A 17,815-nucleotide genomic window follows, 5' to 3' on the forward strand; every position below is an offset into this window, starting at 1 on the left:
CAGCCGACGACGCCCCCATCTCCTCACTTCGCCCCGACCTCGTGCCCGGCCAGCAGTTCCAGTGCACGCAGCATGCCGGAATGGTCCCAGGCGGCGCCGCCCTGCGCCACGCAGGCGTTGAACAGCTGCTGGCAGCTCGCGGTGTGCGGCAGCGACAGGCTGAGCGCCTTTGCCCCGCTCAATGCGAGGTTCAGGTCCTTCTGGTGCAGCTCGATGCGGAAGCCCGGGGTGAAGTTGCGGTTGATCATCCGCTCGCCATGGACCTCCAGGATGCGCGAGGAGGCGAAGCCGCCCATCAGCGCCTGACGGACCTTGGCCGGATCGGCGCCGGCCTTGGAGGCGAACAGCAGGGCCTCGGCCACCGCCTCGATGGTCAGCGCGACGATGATCTGGTTGGCGACCTTGGTGGTCTGGCCGTCGCCGTTGCCGCCGACCAGCGTAACGTTCTTGCCCATCTTGTCGAACAGCGGCTTGACCGTGTCGAAGGCTTCCTGCGGGCCGCCGACCATGATGGTCAGCGAGGCGGCCTTGGCCCCGACCTCGCCGCCCGACACCGGCGCATCCAGGTAGGAGCAGCCGAGATCGTTGATGCGCTTGGCGTATTCCTTGGTCTCGATCGGGGAGATCGAGGACATGTCGACCACGATCTTGCCCGCCGACAGGCCGGCGGCCACGCCGTTCTCGCCGAACAGGGCGGCGCCGACATGGGGGGTGTCGGGAACCATGGTGATGACGACCTCGGCCGCCGCGGCAACCTCGGCGCCGCTCGGGCAGGGGATGGCGCCCTTGGCGGTCAGGTCGGCCGGGACCGGTTTGATGTCGTGGACGTAGAGGGTGTGACCGGCGTCCAGCAGATGCCCCGCCATCGGGGTGCCCATGATGCCGAGACCGATGAATCCGACCTTCATGACGATAGTCCTTTCTCGCGTGATGTAAGGGGTGCCTCAGGCGTTCGCCGGTTCCGTCCTGTAGGGGGCGAACCAGCCGAGCCCCTCGTCCGTCGCCGTCTTCGGCTTGTATTCGCAGCCGACCCAGCCGTCGTAGCCGATGGCGTCCAGATGCTTGAACAGGAAGGGATAGTTGATCTCGCCGGTGCCGGGCTCGTTGCGGCCGGGATTGTCGGCCAACTGGACATGGGCGATGCGGGCGAGGTTGGCCTCGATGGTCCGGGCCAGGTCGCCTTCCATGATCTGCATGTGGTAGATGTCATACTGCACGTACAGATTGCCGGACCCCGCCTTGTCGATCAGGTCGAGCGCCTGTTTCGTCCGGGTCAGGTAGAAGCCCGGGATGTCGCGGGTGTTGATCGGCTCGACCAGCAGCTTGATGCCGGCTCCGGCCAGCGCGTCGGCGGCATAGGCGAGGTTGCCGACCAGCGTGCTTTCGGCGGCGGCGGCGTCGGCTCCCTGCGGGAGGATGCCGACGAGGCAGTTGACCTGTTTGCAGCCCAGCGTGCCGGCATAGTCGATGGCGCGGGCGACGCCGTCGCGGAACTCCTGCACGCGGTCGGGCAGGATGGCGATGCCGCGCTCGCCGCCGCCCCAGTTGCCGGCCGGCAGATTGTGCAGGACCTGGGTCAGCCCGTGTCGGCGCAGTTTCTCGGCCAGCGCGTCGGCGGGGAAGTCGTAGGGGAACAGATACTCCACGCCACGGAAGCCGGCATCGGCCGCCGCGGCGAATCGGTCGAGAAAGGCATGCTCGTTGTAGAGCATCGTCAGGTTGGCGGCGAATTGCACCATGGCCGAACTCCCGGCTGCGCGGTTGGATTGCGCGATTTGGGTCGCGTGATCGGCCGCCGCGGATGGAGGGGCGGCCCTTGGGTCGGGAGCTTGACCGCCGCGCAGGCCCTTGAGCCAGTTCGCCGAACGGCTTTTTCACGAAGCGGAAAGCGGGGGGTGCGAACGATAGGCGAGGTCGCGGCCCGCTCCCCGACGGAACCGTGTTGACGCTTACGTCAACGTGAACTAGGCTCCGCGTCACGGATCATCCGTATCCCCAGCACCACCAGACGCGGCGGTCCCCGACCGCCGGAGGAAGCAGCCCGTGACCCAGCCCTACCCGCATCTGCTCGCCCCCCTCGACCTCGGCTTCACGGTGCTGAAGAACCGGGTGCTGATGGGATCGATGCACACCGGGCTGGAGGACCGGCGGCGCCATTTCCCACGGTTGGCCGCCTATTTCGCCGAGCGGGCGCGCGGCGGGGCCGGCCTGATGGTGACCGGCGGCTTCGCCCCGAACGTCGAGGGCTGGCTGTCGCCCTTCGGCTCGACCCTGGCGCGGCACGGCACGGCACGGGCGCACCGGATCGTCACCGACGCCGTCCATGCCGAAGGCGGCAGGATCGTGCTGCAGATCCTGCATGCCGGCCGCTACGCCCACAGCCCGCTGTCGGTGGCGCCGTCGCGCATCAAGTCGCCGATCACCCCCTTCACCCCGCGCGCGCTGACCGCCCGCGGCGTCGAGCGGCAGATCCGCGCCTATGTCCGCTGCGCCGAGCTGGCGCGCGAGGCCGGCTATGACGGGGTGGAGGTGATGGGGTCGGAAGGCTACCTGATCAACCAGTTCCTGGTCACCCACACCAACCGGCGCACCGACCAATGGGGCGGCACCTACGAGAACCGCATGCGCTTCCCGGTGGAGATCCTGTCGCGCATGCGCGAGGCTGTGGGGCGCGACTTCATCATCATCTACCGCCTGTCGATGCTGGACCTGATCCCCGACGGCAGCAGCTGGGAGGAGGTGGTGCAGCTCGCCCAAGCCGTCGAGCGGGCCGGCGCCACCATCATCAACACCGGCATCGGCTGGCACGAGGCGCGGGTGCCGACCATCGCCACCAGCGTGCCGCGCGCCAACTTCGCCTGGGTCACCGGCAAGCTGAAGGAGGCGGTGTCGATCCCGCTCTGCACCACCAACCGCATCAACACGCCCGAGGTGGCGGACGCGGTGATCGGCGACGGGCTGGCCGACATGGTGTCGATGGCCCGCCCGTTCCTGGCCGATCCCGACTTCGTCGCCAAGGCGGCGGCGGGCCGGGCCGAGGCGATCAACACCTGCATCGCCTGCAATCAAGCTTGTCTCGACCACGTCTTCTCCGGCAGGACGGCGAGCTGTCTGGTCAACCCGCGCGCCTGCCACGAGACCGAGCTGACCATTGTCCCGGCAGCCACGCGCCGGCGCGTCGCCGTGGTCGGTGCCGGCCCGGCCGGGCTGGCCTGCGCCACCACCGCGGCGGAGCGCGGGCACGAGGTCCACCTGTTCGAGGCGGCGGACGAGATCGGCGGCCAGTTCAACCTGGCCAAGCGGATCCCCGGAAAGGAGGAGTTCGCCGAGACGCTGCGCTACTTCCGCCACCGGCTGGCGGAGACCGGCGTGGCGCTGCATCTCGGCCGGCGGGTGTCGCCGGCGGAGCTGACCGGTGGCGGCTTCGATGTGGTGGTGCTGGCGACCGGCGTGGTGCCGCGCGACCCGAAGATTCCCGGGCAGGATCACCCGAAGGTGCTGACCTACATCGACGTGCTGCGCGGAGCGAGGCCTGTCGGCCGCCGCGTCGCCGTGGTCGGGGCTGGCGGCATCGGCTTCGACATCGCCGAGTTCCTGGCCCACGGGGAGGAGGGGCCGTCGCCCAGCCTGGATCCGGCGCTGTGGCGGGCCGAATGGGGGGTCGCCGATCCGGCCGACGCGCGCGGCGGCGTTGCCGGCATCCGCCCGCGGCTGGCGCCACCGGCGCGGGAGATTGTGCTGCTCCAGCGCAAGCCGACCAAGCCCGGCGCCGGTTTGGGCAAGAGCACCGGCTGGATCCACCGGGCCCAGCTGAAGATGAAGAACATCCAGGCGCTGGCCGGGGTGAATTACGAACGCATCGACGACGACGGGCTGACCATCAGCTTCGGCGAGGCGCGCGAGCGGGTGCAGACGCTCGCGGTCGACAGCATCGTCCTGTGCACCGGCCAGGAGCCGCTGCGCGAGCTGCTGGCCCCGCTGGAGGCGGCCGGCATCGCCGTCCACCTGATCGGCGGCGCCGACGTCGCCGCCGAGCTCGACGCCAAGCGCGCCATCGACCAGGGCACCCGGCTGGCGGCGGCGCTGTAGGGGATCGCCGGCCCCTCCCTCCACAGCCCGGGCGGGAGAATCGCCCCTCCCATGCAAACCCGCATGGGAGGTGATCAGAAATTGCTTGCCCCTCCAGCTAATATATTAGTATTCTTGGGCATTCGCTCCTGAGGAGGCTGGACGCCATGCCATCGGGCAACCCGCCGGCCAAAACCGGTTCAACCTTGGCTTCTCCACCGAAGGCCGCCCCGCTCCAGATCCGGCCGCCGGCCCGCCGCGACGTGCGGCGCGGGCCGACGGCGGCCGACGCCATCCACCGCGACCTGCGGGCGGAGATCGTGTCGCTGAAGCGCAAGCCGGGCGACCCGATCGCCGAGAAGCAGATCGCCGAGGCCTATGGCGTCAGCCGCACGCCCGTCCGCGAGGCGGTGCTGCGGCTTGCCGACGAGGGGCTGATCGAGATCTTCCCGCAATCCGGCACCTTCGTGTCGCGCATCCCGCTGGGTGCCCTGCCGGAGGCCGGCGTCATCCGCAAGGTGCTGGAGCGGGCGACCGTGCGCTTCGCCGCCGAACGCGCCACCCGCAGCCAGATCGCGGCGCTGCGCGCCGGGCTGGAGCACCAGCGCGAGGTCGACGCGGTCGGCGATGCCGACGGCTTCCACCAGGCCGACGAGGCCTTCCATGCCCAGATCACCGAGATGGCCGGCTATCCGGGCTTCTGGACGATCATCCAGCAGGCCAAGGTCCAGCTCGACCGTTGCCGCCGCCTGACCCTGCCGGTGCCCGGCCGCATGCGCACGGTGATCGCCGAGCATGAGGCGATCGTCGAGGCCATCGCCGGCCACGACCCCGACGCGGCGGAACGCAGCCTGGTCCGCCACCTCGACAATCTGCAGATCACCGTGGACGACGTGCGCAACGCCGCTCCGCTCTATTTCTCCGGCAGCCTGATCGATGATCCGGCCGCCCTTGCAGGGGGACCGCGCTGATGACCGCGACCACAGGACATCCGCCCGGGCGCCGCCGCGTCGGCGTCATCGGGCTGGGCATGGCGTCGGCCCCGCATGCGCAGAGCCTGATCGACCTCCGGGACCGGGTGGAGGTGGCGGGTGGCTTCAGCCCTTCGGCGGAGCGCCGGGCCGGCTTCGCCGCCCGCTTCGGCCTGCCGGTGGTCGACAGCCTGGACGCGCTGCTGGACGATCCGGGCCTGTCGGCCATCCTGCTGCTGACCCCGCCCGACACCCATGCCGACCTGGTGACGCGCTGCGCCGCCGCCGGCAAGCATGTGCTGCTGGAAAAGCCGCTGGACGCCACGCCGGCCGGCGCGCGGGCGGTGGTCGCGGCGATGGAGGGGGCCGGGCTGACGCTGGGCGTCATGCTGCAGCACCGCTTCCGCGCCTCGGTCGAGCGGTTGGCCGGGCTGATGCGCGACGGCACGCTGGGCCGGCCGCTGTCGGCCGCGGTGGCGGTGCGCTGGTGGCGCGACGCCGCCTATTACGACCAGCCCGGCCGCGGCATGAAGGCGCGCGACGGTGGCGGCGTGCTGCTGACCCAGGCGATCCACACGCTGGACGTCTTCGTCGGCCTGCTCGGCCTGCCCGACCGGGTCGCCGGCTTCGCCGCCACCAGCGCGCTGCGGCGGATCGATACGGAGGACACGGTCGCCGCGGCGCTGCGCTACGGCGACGGCATGCTGGCGACCATCGACGCCACGACCGCGGCCTATCCCGGCTATCCGGAGCGGATCGAGATCGCCGGCACCGGCGGCTCGGCGGTGCTGACCGGCGACCGGCTGGAGGTGCAACTGGTCGGCGGCGACCGCATCGAGGTGGGCCAGGACGGTGCCACGCTGGGTGGCGGCGCCGATCCGATGGCCTTCTCCCACCAGCATCACCGCGCCGTGCTGTCCGACTTCCTCGATGCGCTGGACGAGGGACGCCCGCCGCGGGTCGACGGGCGGGAGGCGCTGAAGGTCCACCGGCTGATCGAGGCGATCCTGCGCGCGTCGGACGGTGGCACCAGCGTGGAGGTCGGCACCGACTGACGGTCTTCTGCCGCCGCGCCCGCCTGCCGCCTGCGGCAGTGCGGCGCAGCGCGCGATCTTGCGGTTTCCACCACATTGGCGTAAAGCGCCAGCACCAGGCCGGGCCCCTCTGGCAACCGTAACCGGTTGCGATGTCGGACTGGGATCGACAAGGAGCGGCCCGCCCCGTGCCCCCCGCCCAGCCCCCCGCCAGCGCCGACAGGCCCAGCGCCTCCGGTGCCATGGGGGCCGGCGCCTCCGGCGCCGCCGGTTGCGGTCGGCACAGACCCGCGCGGCCTCTCCTCCCACATTCATCGTGATGCGAGGACACCCGCTCAAATGACCGAGCTTTTCACCACCGAGGCGCTGTTCGCGCTTCTCCAGGTCATCATGATCGACCTGGTGCTGGCCGGCGACAATGCGATCGTCATCGGCCTCGCCGCCGCCGGTCTGCCGCGGGAACAGCGCGGCAAGGCCATCCTGATCGGCATCCTGGCCGCCACGGTCCTGCGCATCGCCTTCGCCGCCGTGACGACCCAGCTGCTCCAGATCATCGGGCTTCTGCTGGCCGGCGGCGTGCTGCTGCTGTGGGTGTGCTGGAAGATGTGGCGCGAGTTGCGCATGGCCCACGAGGAAGATGAGGCGGTCGAGGCGCTGGAGGATGACGGCGGAGCCGATTCCGGACCGCGCAAGACGCTGAGGCAGGCGGTGGGGCAGATCGTGATCGCCGACCTGTCGATGTCGCTCGACAACGTGCTGGCCGTGGCCGGCGCCGCGCGCGAGCATCTGGGGGTGCTGGTCATCGGCCTGACCCTGTCCATCGCCCTGATGGGCCTCGCCGCCAGCGTCATCGCCCGCGTGCTGCAGAAGCATCGCTGGCTGGCCTATGTCGGCCTGGTCATCATCCTCTACGTCTCGCTCGACATGATCTACCGCGGCACGCTGGAAGTGTGGCCGCTGGTGAACGGACACGCCTGACCTCCGTCGCGAGGGGGAGCGGCAGGGCTGGGGCGGAATGCCGCAGCAGCCCGCCCGGCCCCTCGCAACCGGCTGAAACGCTTGCTGCAAGCCCGATTTCCCGTCCGCAAAAGTCCGGTAGACTCTACACAGTTGTTGCCACCTTGAACTTTCAGGGTTGCGCGCGGATTGATATACTAATATCCTAAGAACCGTGAAAGCGACGATGCGGCGGCAGGGGACGGCGCCGTCGGTCAGCGGGGGCTGAATGAGTGCAGGGGCCAATCCGGTGCCGGGCACGCGCCAATCCGGGCCGCGCGATGCGCGGCCGGGCCCTTGGGCGGATCGCCTGCTGTCCGGACCCGTCACCGGCGGTCCATCACCCGGTCTTGCATCGCCCGTCCCCAGGCGGGCGGCGCTTCGTCACCCGGACAATCCGGAAAACACCAGAACAAGAGAGGCGGGCCGGCACCAGACACCGGCCCAGCGCTCAGGAGGAGAACCCATGAAATTTGCTCTGACCTCGGTTCGTAGCGCTCTGTTGGCCGCCTGTGCGGTCTGCAGCATGCTGGCGGCCCCCATGCTGGCGACCCCGGCGGCGGCGCGCGACTTCCGGTCCGCCGACATCCACCCGACCGACTACCCGACCGTCGAGGCGGTGCGCTACGTCAACAAGCTGCTGGCGGAACGCTCCAACGGCCGCCTCGGCATCAAGGTGTTCCCGAACGGCGCGCTCGGCACCGAGAAGGACACCATCGAGCAGCTGAAGATCGGCGCGCTCGAGATGATGCGCATCAACGTGGCGCCGCTGAACAACGTGGTGCCCGAGACGATGGTTACCGCGCTGCCCTTCATCTTCCGCGACACCGGCCACATGCGCCGCGTGCTGGACGGCGCCATCGGCGACGAGATCCTGGGCGCGATGGAAGCCCAGGGCATGATCGGCCTCGCCTTCTACGACAGCGGCTCGCGCAGCATGTATTCGGCCGCCAAGCCCTACAAGACGCTGGCCGACCTGAAGGGCGCCAAGATCCGCGTCCAGCAGTCCGACCTGTTCGTCGCCATGATCCAGGCGCTGGGCGCCAACGCCACGCCGATGCCCTTCGGCGAGGTCTACACCGCGCTGAAGACCGGCATCGTCGACGCCGCCGAGAACAACTATCCGTCCTACGAGTCCTCGCGCCACTTCGAGGCGGCCAAGTACTTCACGCTGACCGAACATGCGATGGCGCCGGAAGTGCTGGTCTTCTCGAAGGTAGCCTGGGACCGCCTGTCGAAGGACGACCAGGCGATGGTCCGCCAGGCCGCCAAGGACTCGGTGCCCTACATGCGCAAGCTGTGGGACGAGCGCGAGATGAAGTCCAAGGACATCGTCACCAAGGCCGGCGCCCAGATCGTCGAAGTGTCGAACAAGCAGGAATTCATCGATGCGATGAAGCCGGTCTACGCCAAGTTCGCCGACACGCCGAAGCTCCAGGGCCTCGTGCAGCGCGTCCAGGAAACCAAGTAAGCAAGGGGTGACGCGCGGGCCGTCCCCGGTGGGACGGTCCGCGCCTCGCAAGGGGAGCCGCAGCATGGATATCGAGCTGCAAGCAATGGACGCCAGCCCACCGCATGCAAGCGGCTGGCTGACCCGGATGAATGCGACGCTGGCCAGGACCGGCATGTATGTCGCCATCGTCGGATTGATGACGATCGTCTGTGTCGTGTTCTTCCAGGTGTTCGGCCGCTATGTGCTGAACGATTCGCCCACCTGGGCGGAAAGCCTGGCCATCCTGCTGGTGTTGTACGTCACGCTGATCGGCGCCGCCGTCGGTGTCCGCGACGCCGGCCATATCGGGCTCGAATCCCTGCTGGTGATGCTGTCCGACAATGCGCGCCGCAAGATGGACATCGTGATCTATGCGCTGGTCGGGATCTTCGGCGGCTGCATGGCCTACAATGGCTGGCTGCTCGGCAGTTCGGTCGCGTCCTACCTGATCCCCAACCTGCACATCTCCGAGGCATTCCGTTACCTGCCGCTGGTGCTGTCTGGTGTGCTGATCGTCCTGTTCTCCATCGAGCATATCGTCGCCATCCTGCGCGGCGAGGAGGTCAAGCCGTCATGGAACTGACCATTCTCTCTGTCACGTTCTTCGGCTTCCTCATCATGGGGATCCCGGTCGCCTTCGCCATCGGCCTGTCGGCGCTGTGCACCATCCTGTACGAGGGCCTGCCGGTCGCGGTGGTCTTCCAGCAGATGATGTCGGGCATGAACGTCTTCTCGTTCCTGGCGATCCCGTTCTTCGTCTTCTCGGGCGAGCTGATGCTGCATGGCGGCGTCGCCGACAAGATCGTCGCCGCAGCCAAGAGCATGGTCGGCCACATCCGCGGCGGGCTGGGCATGTCCAACGTGGTGGCCTGCACCCTGTTCGGCGGCGTCGCCGGATCGCCGGTCGCCGACGTGTCGGCCATGGGCGCCGTGATGATCCCGATGATGAAGCGGGAAGGCTATCACGCCGACTATGCGGTCAACGTCACCACCCACGCCGCGCTCGTCGGCGCGCTGATGCCGACCAGCCACAACATGATCATCTATGCGCTGGCCGCGGGCGGCAAGGCGTCGATCGGTTCGCTGATCGCCGCCGGTCTGGCTCCGGCGCTGCTGCTGATGGTCTGCAATCTGGCGGCGGCCTATTTCGTCGCCGTGAAGCGCGGCTATCCCAAGGGGACCTTCCCCGGCTGGAGCATCCTGGGGCACACCTTCGCCGCCGCGGCGCCGGGCCTGCTGATCGTCGTCATCATCCTGGCCGGCATCACCACCGGCGTGTTCACCGCCACCGAATCCGCCTCCATCGCGGTGATCTACGCGCTGCTGCTGACCATCTTCGTCTACCGGACCATGACGCTCGACCGCTTCCTGGCGGCGGCGGGCAAGACGGTGAAGACCACCGGCGTCGTGCTGCTGCTGATCGGCGTGTCGACGATGTTCCAGTACCTCATGGGTCTCTACGAGGTGGCGGACATGACCGGCGAGATGCTGGCCGGCGTGTCGACCAACCCGCTGGTCATCTTCCTGCTGATCAACATCATCCTGTTCCTGCTGGGCACCTTCATGGACATGGCCAGCACCATCCTGATCTGCACGCCGATCTTCCTGCCCATCGCCATGACCTACGGCATGGACCCGGTGCAGTTCGGCATCGTCATGCTGATCAACTGCGCGCTGGGCCTGAACACCCCGCCGGTCGGCACCACCCAGTTCATCGGCTGTGCCATCGGCGGCGTGTCGGTGGGCGAGGTGATGCGCTCCATCGCGCCGTTCTACGGGGCCCTGTTCGTGGCGCTGCTGCTGGTCACCTATGTCCCGGGCTTCTCGCTGTGGCTGCCGCGCCTGCTGATGAACTGAGCATCGCCGGGAGCCCGCTCCCCTCGACGACATCTCTCCTGGACTGGGCCATCGGGACATCCCCGATGGCCCATTTTCTTTGCGGGGGACCGCGGATCGGACGGGCCGAGCGGCCGCCACCAAATAGGAGGTAGAGGGCGCGGTGCCGTGCTTTCGATGAAAAAGAGTAGCAAGCCAGTTCAAGAAAACGGGGTAGCCGGAGGGAGAGGCGATCGGTTTTATCCATACTCATTTCGCTCCCGTGGAGAAAACAGGTCGCCCGTCCGGGAGCTGTTCTTCCCAAGGAGTGATGATCTTATTGGACATTGCCGGATCGCCATGACCCCGTACATGACGGTGTGCGCAAACGATTTCCAACAACTCCCCAGAAAGGGGTTTTCATGTACGGGATCATTCTTGCCGACGCCGCACTGGCCGATCTCGACACGCTGATCGGTCAGCACGCGCCGGATGTGACGGTGATCCGGGTCGCCGACGACGAGGACGCCATCGGGCTGCTTTCCGACGCCCTGGAGACCGGACCGGCGGCGGTCCACCTGATCGCCCACGGGGCACCGGGGGTGGTTCGGTTGGGAGCGACGCCGCTCGACACCGATGCCCTGCTCGACCGCCGTTGGCCGAACGCGGGCGGCAGCGAAATTCTGATCCATGCCTGCGACGTCGGCGCCGGGGCCGAGGGCCGCCGCTTCGTCGAGCGTCTGGCAGCCGTCACCGGTGCCCGCGTCGCCGCCGCGAGCCACCCGGTCGGCCATCCGGACCGGGGCGGCTCGTGGGACCTCGACATCGTGACCGGGCCGATCGCCGCGGTGAGCGCCTTCGCCGGGGCCGGCGCCTGGCCGCACCGGCTGGCCTACAGCGGCAAGGCGACCGCCGGCAACGACACGCTGATCGGCGACAATGGCGGCAACACCATCGACGGGCTGGCTGGCAACGACAGCATCGTCGGCGGCACCGGCAACGACAGCCTGATCGGCGGTGCAGGTAACGACACGCTGGTCGGTGGCGGCAACGGCGGCCAGTCGGCCGGCGATACGATGAATGGCGGACTGGGCGGCGACCATTATGTCGGCGACAGCGGTTTCAACATCGTCACCTACGAGAACGCCACCATCGGTATCACGCTGGACCTGACGAATGGCGCCAACAACACCGGCGAGGCCGCCGGGGATACCTTCGTCAACATCCAGCGCTGGATCGGCTCGGAGCATGACGACAGCCTGACGGCGGGCGATGGTGCGGTGTGGTTCTGGGGCCATGGCGGCAACGACGTCGAGCATGGCAGCGCCTACAACGACACGCTGGAGGCCGGCGACGGCAACGACAGCGTGTTCGGCGGCAGCGGTGCCGACCTGATCTATGGCCGTGCCGACAACGACCAGTTGCATGGCGAACTCGGCAACGACACGGTGGCCGGCGGCGGCGGCGCCGACCTGATCTACGGCGATGCCGGCAACGATCTGCTGAAGGGCGACTGGGAGCGCGACACCATCCATGGCGGTGACGGCGACGACACCATCCTGGCCGGCATCGTCACCGCCGGCAGCTATACCCAGACCCAGTCCGACCTGATCTATGGCGAGGCTGGCAACGACCGTTACATCGTCGTCAGCCAGTATGACGCGGGAACCGTCAGCTTCGACGGCGGCGCCGGGACCGACACGCTGGAACTGCGGTCGGACACCCTGACCAGCTACAACGGCTACGATCTGGAATATTACACCGACGCCGCCTCGCCGAAGATCGACATCAGCGGCATGACGCTGACGGGCGTCGAGACGCTGGCCCTGACCGGCAGCCAGCGCCACAGCGTGACGATGACCGCCGCCCAGGCCGACGGCTTCGCCGGCATCACCGGGGCGGCCACCGGCGACGCCTTCGCCATCGCCGGGGCGGCGCTGTCGGGCACGGTGGGCAGCGGCACCGGCAGCACGCTGCTGGCAGGCCAAGTCCAGGCGGAGACGGTGAACGGCGTCACCCTGGTTCATGTCGGACTCGATGGGAGCGCGGGTGCCGACACCACCCTGCGCATCGCCGGCAGCTTCGCCGCGTCCGACATCCATCTGTCGGGCAACACCATCTCGCTGGGCCAGGCCGGCTCCGGCGGTTCGACCGGCGGCGATACGGGCGGCGGCACGGGAGGTGGCACGGGAGGTGATTCTGGTGGCCAGACATTGATCGGCACCGACATGCGCGACTATCTGGCCGGCGGCAGCGGCAACGACACCATCGTCGGCAATGCCGGCAACGACTACATGATCGGCGGCGCCGGGCAGGATATTTTCGTCCAGCATGCCGATGACGGCTGGGACTGCATCGGCGACTTCCAGGCCGGCACCGGTGGCGACGTGATCGACATCCGCAGCATCGCCGGGTTCGCCAGCCTGAACGACGTGCTGACCCATTCCACCCAGGACGGCGCCGACCTGTCCATCGACCTCGGCGCCATCAATTCCATCAAGCTGATGGGCATCGACCGCAACACCCTGACGGCGGACAATTTCCTGTTCGTCAGTCCGGTGGGGTGATCGGTGGTGACCACTCCCTCTCCCGTCACGGGAGAGGGAGCTTTGTCCTCCTACCGTTCCACCGCCACCGGGATGTTCAGGGCGTTGCGCTTCGCCACCGCCTCGTAGACCGGCGGGAAGGCCGGGCGGTCGACGTAGCGGCCGGCGCCGCGCACCGCGCGGCTCTCGCCCAGCGCATGGACGATGCGGCCCTGGCTCAGCGTGTAGGCCGGGGTGCCGGTGACGGTCATGCCCTCGAAGATGTTCAGGCCGACCTTCTGCATCTGGGTTTTGGCCGAGATGGTCTTCGTCGCCTTCGGATCCCACACCACCAGATCGGCGTCGGCGCCGACCGAGACCGAGCCCTTGCGCGGATAGAGGTTGAAGATCTTCGCCGCGTTGGCGGAGGTGACGGCGACGAACTCGTTCATCGTCAGCCGGCCCGTGTTGACGCCGTGGGTCCACAGCGCGGTCATGCGGTCCTCGATGCCGGCGGTGCCGTTGGGGATCTTCGTGAAGTCGGTGCGGCCCATCGCCTTCTGCTCGGCGCAGAAGCAGCAATGGTCGGTGGCGGTGGTGTGCAGATGCCCCGCCTGCAGGCCGCGCCACAGTGCTTCCTGATGCTCCTTCGGGCGGAAGGGCGGGCTCATGACATGGCCGGCGGCGAAGTCCCAGTCGGGGTTGCGGTAGACACCGTCATCGACCAGCAGATGGCCGGCCAGCACCTCGCCGAACACGCGCTGGCCGCCGTCCTGGCCGCGTTTGATCGCTTCCAGCGCTTCCCGTGCGGAGACATGGACGATGTAGACCGGGACGCCGAACACCTTGGCGACCTGGATGGCGCGGTTGGCCGCTTCGCCCTCGACCTCCGGCGGGCGGGAGAGGGGATGGGCCTCCGGCCCGGTCAGGCCCTGGGCCAGCAGCTTCTTTTGGAGCTGGAAGACCAGCTCGCCGTTCTCGGCATGGACGGTGGGGATGGCGCCCAGTTCCAGGCAGCGCTGGAAGCTGTTCACCAGCGTCTCGTCGTCGGCCATGATGGCGTTCTTGTAGGCCATGAAATGCTTGAAGCTGTTCACGCCATGGTCGGCGACCAGCGTGCCCATGTCCCGGTGGACGCTCTCGTCCCACCATGTCACCGCGACGTGGAAGCTGTAGTCGCCGGCCGCCTTCTCCGCCCAGCCGCGCCAAGTATGATAGGCTTCCATCAGGCTCTGCTTCGGGTTGGGAATGACGAAATCGATGATCGTCGTCGTCCCCCCGGCGAAGCCCGCGGCGGTGCCGCTGAAGAAATCCTCCGTCGTCACCGTGCCCATGAAGGGCAGCTCCATGTGGGTGTGCGGATCGATGCCGCCCGGCATGACGTAGCAGCCGCCGGCATCCACCAGCTCCGCGCCGGCCGGCGCGTCCAGCGTGTCGCCGACCGCCGCGATGAGGCCGTCCCGGCAGAGGACGTCGGCGCGGTGCGTGCGCTCGGCGGTGACGACGGTGCCGCCGCGGATCAGGATGGTGGACATGCTCGGGCGCTCCCTCAGGGAATGGGTGGGGATTCGGGCTGAAGCGGTGTGGGGGCTTGCGGTGCTGGTGTCTGCGGTTCGGCCGCTTGGACTTCGGACAGGCCGGCGGCGCGCAGGACCATGCGCAGGACTTCGGCCGTCATGGCGTCGAAGTCCTGGCGGGTCAGGCTGCGGCGGCCCAGCACCTTGCGGATCTGCACGTCGAAATCGGCGTAATGCTGGGTCACCGCCCAGATCATGAACAGGAACTGGCGGGCGTCGACCGGGGCCATGCGGCCGGCGGCGACCCAGCCGTCGATGACCGCGGCCTTGGCGTCGACCAGCGCTTTCAGGTCTTCGGCCAGGAAGCGTTCGACCTGGGTTCCGCCATGCAGGATCTCGTTGGCGAAGACCTTGGAGGCGTGGGGCCGCGACCGCGAGGCCTCCATCTTGGCGGTGACATAGGCGGTGAGCGTCGCCGCCGGGTCGGCGTCGGGGGTGAAGGAGGCGATCGGCGCCAGCCACAGCCGCAGGATGTTGTCCAGCACCGCCCGGTAGAGATCGTCCTTGGTGCCGAAATAATAATGCAGGTTGGCCTTGGGCAGGCCGGCCCGCTCGGCGATGTCGGCCATGGTGGCGCCGGCGAATCCCGCCTCGGCGAAGACGCGCTCGGCCGCCTTCAGGATGCGCTCGACGTTTTCACGCCGGATGCGTCCCTGGGGCGGGGCCTGGGTGGTGTCAGCCGTGTCGGCCGCCGTTTGCGCCATCGTTTTTGCCATCACTCTTCTTGACCGGGATCTATCCCCTCTCCTCCTCGGGGAGAGGGCTAAGTTCGGCCATCGCGTTCGCGCGGTCGAGCACGGCGTGCAGCAGCACCTCGCAGCCGGCGGTCGACCATTCCGGCGTCGTCTCCTCCACCTCGTTGTGGCTGATGCCGTCGATGCAGGGAATGAAGACCATCGCCGTCGGCGCCACCTTGGAGAGGTAGCAGGCGTCGTGCCCGGCGCCCGACACGATGTCGCGGAAGCTGTGGCCGGTGCGCTCCACCCCCTTGCGGACGGCGGCGACGCAAGTCGCGTCGAAGGCGATGGGGGCGTAGTACCAGATCTGCGTGAAGTCGCTTTCCAGCCCGATCTCGCCGGCGATGCGCTCCACCTCGGCGCGCAGCTCGCCGTCCATGGCTTTGAGGATGCCGTCGTCGGGATGGCGGAAATCGACGGTGAAGAAGACGCGGCCGGGGATGACGTTGCGGGAGTTCGGGTGGATCTGCATCAGCCCCACCGTGGCGCAGGCGAGCGGGCCGTATTTCAACCCGATGCGGTTGACCGCGTCGACCACGCGAGCGGCCCCCAGCAGCGCGTCCTTGCGGCGGAGCATCGGGGTCGGGCCGGCATGGGCCTCCTGGCCGGTGAAGGTGATCTCGTACCAGCGCTGGCCCTGGCAGTCGGTGACGACGCCGATGGTCTTGCCCTCGGCCTCCAGGATCGGCCCCTGCTCGATATGGGCCTCGAAATAGGCGCCGACCTTGCGGCCACCGACCTCCCGGTCGCCGGCATAGCCGATGCGGGCCAGCTCCTCGCCCATGGTCCTGCCGTCGAGGTCGGCGCGCGACAGGCCGTATTCCAGGTCGAACACCCCGGCGAAGACGCCGGACGCCACCATGGCGGGGGCAAAGCGCGAGCCCTCCTCGTTGGTCCAGACCGCGACCTCGACCGGCGCCTCGGTGACGTAGTTCATGTCGTTCAGGCTGCGCACCACCTCCAGCCCGGCCAGCACGCCATAGACGCCGTCATACTTGCCGCCGGTCGGCTGGCTGTCGAGATGGCTGCCCATGACGACCGGGGGCAGGCTGTCGTCGCGGCCGGGACGGCGGGCGAAGATGTTGCCCATCCGGTCGACCGAGACTGTGCAGCCGGCCTCCTCGCACCAGCGCACGAACAGGTCGCGGCTCTGCCGGTCGAGGTCGGTCAGCGCCAGCCGGCACACGCCGCCCTTGGGCGTGGCGCCGATCCGCGCCATGTCCATCAGGCTCTGCCACAGGCGCGAGCCGTTCACGGCGACATTCTGCGGGGTGGACATGATTGCTCTCTCCTGAACGTCGTTATTCGGCAGCCGCTTCGGGGACGCGCATCGGGTTGCGGGCGTCGTTGGGCCAGGTGACGTAGGGCAGATCATTCTGCTCCGGCACCATGGCGATGCAGTCGGGCACCGGGCAGACATGGCTGCACAGGTTGCAGCCGACGCACTCCTCCTCGACCACGGTGAAGAGGCGGCGGCCTTCGCCCGGCGCCTTCTCCCAATCGATGCGGATGGCCTGGTGCGAGGTGTCCTCGCAGACGATGTGGCAGCGGCCGCAATCGATGCACAAGGCCGGGTCGATCACCGCCTTGGTCGAGAAGTTCATGTTCAGGTCGTTCCAGTTGACGACGTTGCGCACCGCGCGGCCGGTCAACTGGTCGAGGCTGTGGTATCCCTTCCCGTCCATCCAGTTGGACAGGCCGCCGATCATGTCCTCGACGATCTTGAAGCCGTAGGTCATCGCGGCGGTGCAGACCTGGACGTTGGTGGCCCCCAGCGCCAGGAACTCCGCCGCGTCGCGCCAGTTGGTTATGCCGCCGATGCCGCTGACCGGCATGCCGCGTGTGTCGGGGTTGCGGGCGATCTCCGCCACCATGTTCAGCGCGATCGGCTTCACCGCCGGGCCGCAATAGCCGCCGTGGCTGCCCTTGCCGTCGACCACCGGGGTCGGGGCCATGGCGTCGAGATCGACCGCGACGATGGAATTCACCGTGTTGATCAGCGAGATCGCGTCGGCGCCGCCGCGCTTCGCCGCTTCCGCCGACCACAGGATGTTGGTGATGTTGGGGGTCAGCTTGACGATCACCGGCAGGTTGACGGCGTTCTTCACCCAGCGCGTCACCTGCTCCACCATCTCCGGCACCTGCCCGATGGCGGAGCCCATGCCGCGCTCGCACATGCCGTGCGGGCAGCCGAGGTTGAGTTCGAGGCCGTCGGCGGCCCCGGTCGTGGCGATGCGGCGGGCCAGCCCGGCCCAGGCAGCTTCGGACATCGTCGCCATCAGCGAGACGACCATGGCGCGGTCGGGCCAGTCGCGCTTGACCTCCACGATCTCGTGCAGGTTGACCTCCAGCGGCCGGTCGGAGATCAGCTCGATGTTGTTGAAGCCGATCATCCGGCGGTCGGTGTCGAGGTGGGCGCCGTAGCGGCTGGAGACGTTGACCACCGGCGGATCCTCGCCCAGCGTCTTCCACACCACGCCGCCCCAGCCGGCCTTGAAGGCGCGCACGACGTTGTACGCCTTGTCGGTCGGCGGGGCCGAGGCCAGCCAGAAGGGGTTGGGGGAGCGGATGCCGGCGATGGTGCTGCTGAGATCGGCCAT

14 protein-coding genes are annotated in these 17,815 nt (G+C 68.5%); 8 read left to right on the forward strand and 6 right to left on the reverse strand.

Features of this window, described 5'->3' with window-relative positions; genetic code table 11:
• Positions 1-23 precede the first annotated feature (23 nt).
• Both AL072_RS24730 and hyi read right to left on the reverse strand, forming a co-directional pair.
• A complete protein-coding gene (locus AL072_RS24730; protein ID WP_045583492.1) occupies positions 24-908 on the reverse strand; it encodes a 2-hydroxy-3-oxopropionate reductase in 885 nt (294 codons plus the stop codon).
• 36 nt (positions 909-944) lie between these two features.
• On the reverse strand, positions 945-1,739 hold the full coding sequence (hyi, locus tag AL072_RS24735; RefSeq protein ID WP_045583491.1) for a hydroxypyruvate isomerase: 795 nt from the start codon (positions 1,737-1,739) through the stop codon (positions 945-947).
• A 304-nt stretch (positions 1,740-2,043) separates the two neighbouring features.
• Between hyi and AL072_RS24740 the strand changes: the two genes are divergently transcribed.
• The 8 genes from AL072_RS24740 to AL072_RS24775 all read left to right on the forward strand — a co-directional run bounded on the left by AL072_RS24740 (position 2,044) and on the right by AL072_RS24775 (position 12,943).
• Entirely contained in the window at positions 2,044-4,089 is a 2,046-nt protein-coding gene (locus AL072_RS24740; RefSeq protein ID WP_045583490.1) for an NADPH-dependent 2,4-dienoyl-CoA reductase, read from the forward strand.
• A gap of 146 nt (positions 4,090-4,235) precedes the next feature.
• Positions 4,236-5,039 carry a GntR family transcriptional regulator gene (locus AL072_RS24745; RefSeq protein ID WP_045583489.1) on the forward strand — a complete coding sequence of 268 codons (804 nt, stop codon included), beginning with the start codon at positions 4,236-4,238 and terminating at the stop codon, positions 5,037-5,039.
• Positions 5,039-6,094: a Gfo/Idh/MocA family protein gene (locus tag AL072_RS24750; RefSeq protein WP_045583488.1), complete on the forward strand. Its 1,056-nt coding sequence runs from the start codon at positions 5,039-5,041 to the stop codon at positions 6,092-6,094. The genes AL072_RS24745 and AL072_RS24750 overlap by 1 nt, the downstream gene beginning before the upstream one ends.
• A 318-nt stretch (positions 6,095-6,412) precedes the next feature.
• Complete coding sequence (locus AL072_RS24755) at positions 6,413-7,051, forward strand: TerC family protein (RefSeq protein WP_045583487.1); 639 nt, start codon at positions 6,413-6,415, stop codon at positions 7,049-7,051.
• A gap of 484 nt (positions 7,052-7,535) precedes the next feature.
• Positions 7,536-8,540, forward strand: coding sequence for a TRAP transporter substrate-binding protein (locus AL072_RS24760; protein WP_052710154.1), 1,005 nt, complete (start codon positions 7,536-7,538; stop codon positions 8,538-8,540).
• 64 nt (positions 8,541-8,604) lie between these two features.
• Complete coding sequence (locus AL072_RS24765; protein WP_045583486.1) at positions 8,605-9,144, forward strand: TRAP transporter small permease; 540 nt, start codon at positions 8,605-8,607, stop codon at positions 9,142-9,144.
• Positions 9,135-10,418, forward strand: coding sequence for a TRAP transporter large permease (locus AL072_RS24770; protein WP_045583485.1), 1,284 nt, complete (start codon positions 9,135-9,137; stop codon positions 10,416-10,418). Before AL072_RS24765 ends, AL072_RS24770 begins: the two co-directional genes overlap by 10 nt.
• Before the next feature lie 380 nt (positions 10,419-10,798).
• Complete coding sequence (locus AL072_RS24775; protein WP_045583484.1) at positions 10,799-12,943, forward strand: DUF4347 domain-containing protein; 2,145 nt, start codon at positions 10,799-10,801, stop codon at positions 12,941-12,943.
• A 50-nt stretch (positions 12,944-12,993) separates the two neighbouring features.
• Here the strand turns inward: AL072_RS24775 and hydA are convergent, their stop codons facing one another.
• From hydA to preA, 4 genes are read right to left on the reverse strand one after another with little or no spacing between them, the layout of a single operon-like run.
• Complete coding sequence (gene hydA, locus AL072_RS24780) at positions 12,994-14,436, reverse strand: dihydropyrimidinase (protein WP_045583483.1); 1,443 nt, start codon at positions 14,434-14,436, stop codon at positions 12,994-12,996.
• 14 nt (positions 14,437-14,450) lie between these two features.
• Positions 14,451-15,194, reverse strand: a complete 744-nt coding sequence (locus AL072_RS24785) for a TetR/AcrR family transcriptional regulator (protein ID WP_045583482.1) — start codon at positions 15,192-15,194, stop codon at positions 14,451-14,453.
• Between the two features lie 19 nt (positions 15,195-15,213).
• Positions 15,214-16,494 carry a Zn-dependent hydrolase gene (locus tag AL072_RS24790; protein ID WP_045583481.1) on the reverse strand — a complete coding sequence of 427 codons (1,281 nt, stop codon included), beginning with the start codon at positions 16,492-16,494 and terminating at the stop codon, positions 15,214-15,216.
• Between the two features lie 22 nt (positions 16,495-16,516).
• On the reverse strand, positions 16,517-17,815 hold the full coding sequence (preA, locus tag AL072_RS24795; protein WP_045583480.1) for an NAD-dependent dihydropyrimidine dehydrogenase subunit PreA: 1,299 nt from the start codon (positions 17,813-17,815) through the stop codon (positions 16,517-16,519).

Origin of the sequence: Azospirillum thiophilum (genome assembly GCF_001305595.1) — a bacterium.
Taxonomy (GTDB): Bacteria; Pseudomonadota; Alphaproteobacteria; order Azospirillales; family Azospirillaceae; genus Azospirillum; species Azospirillum thiophilum.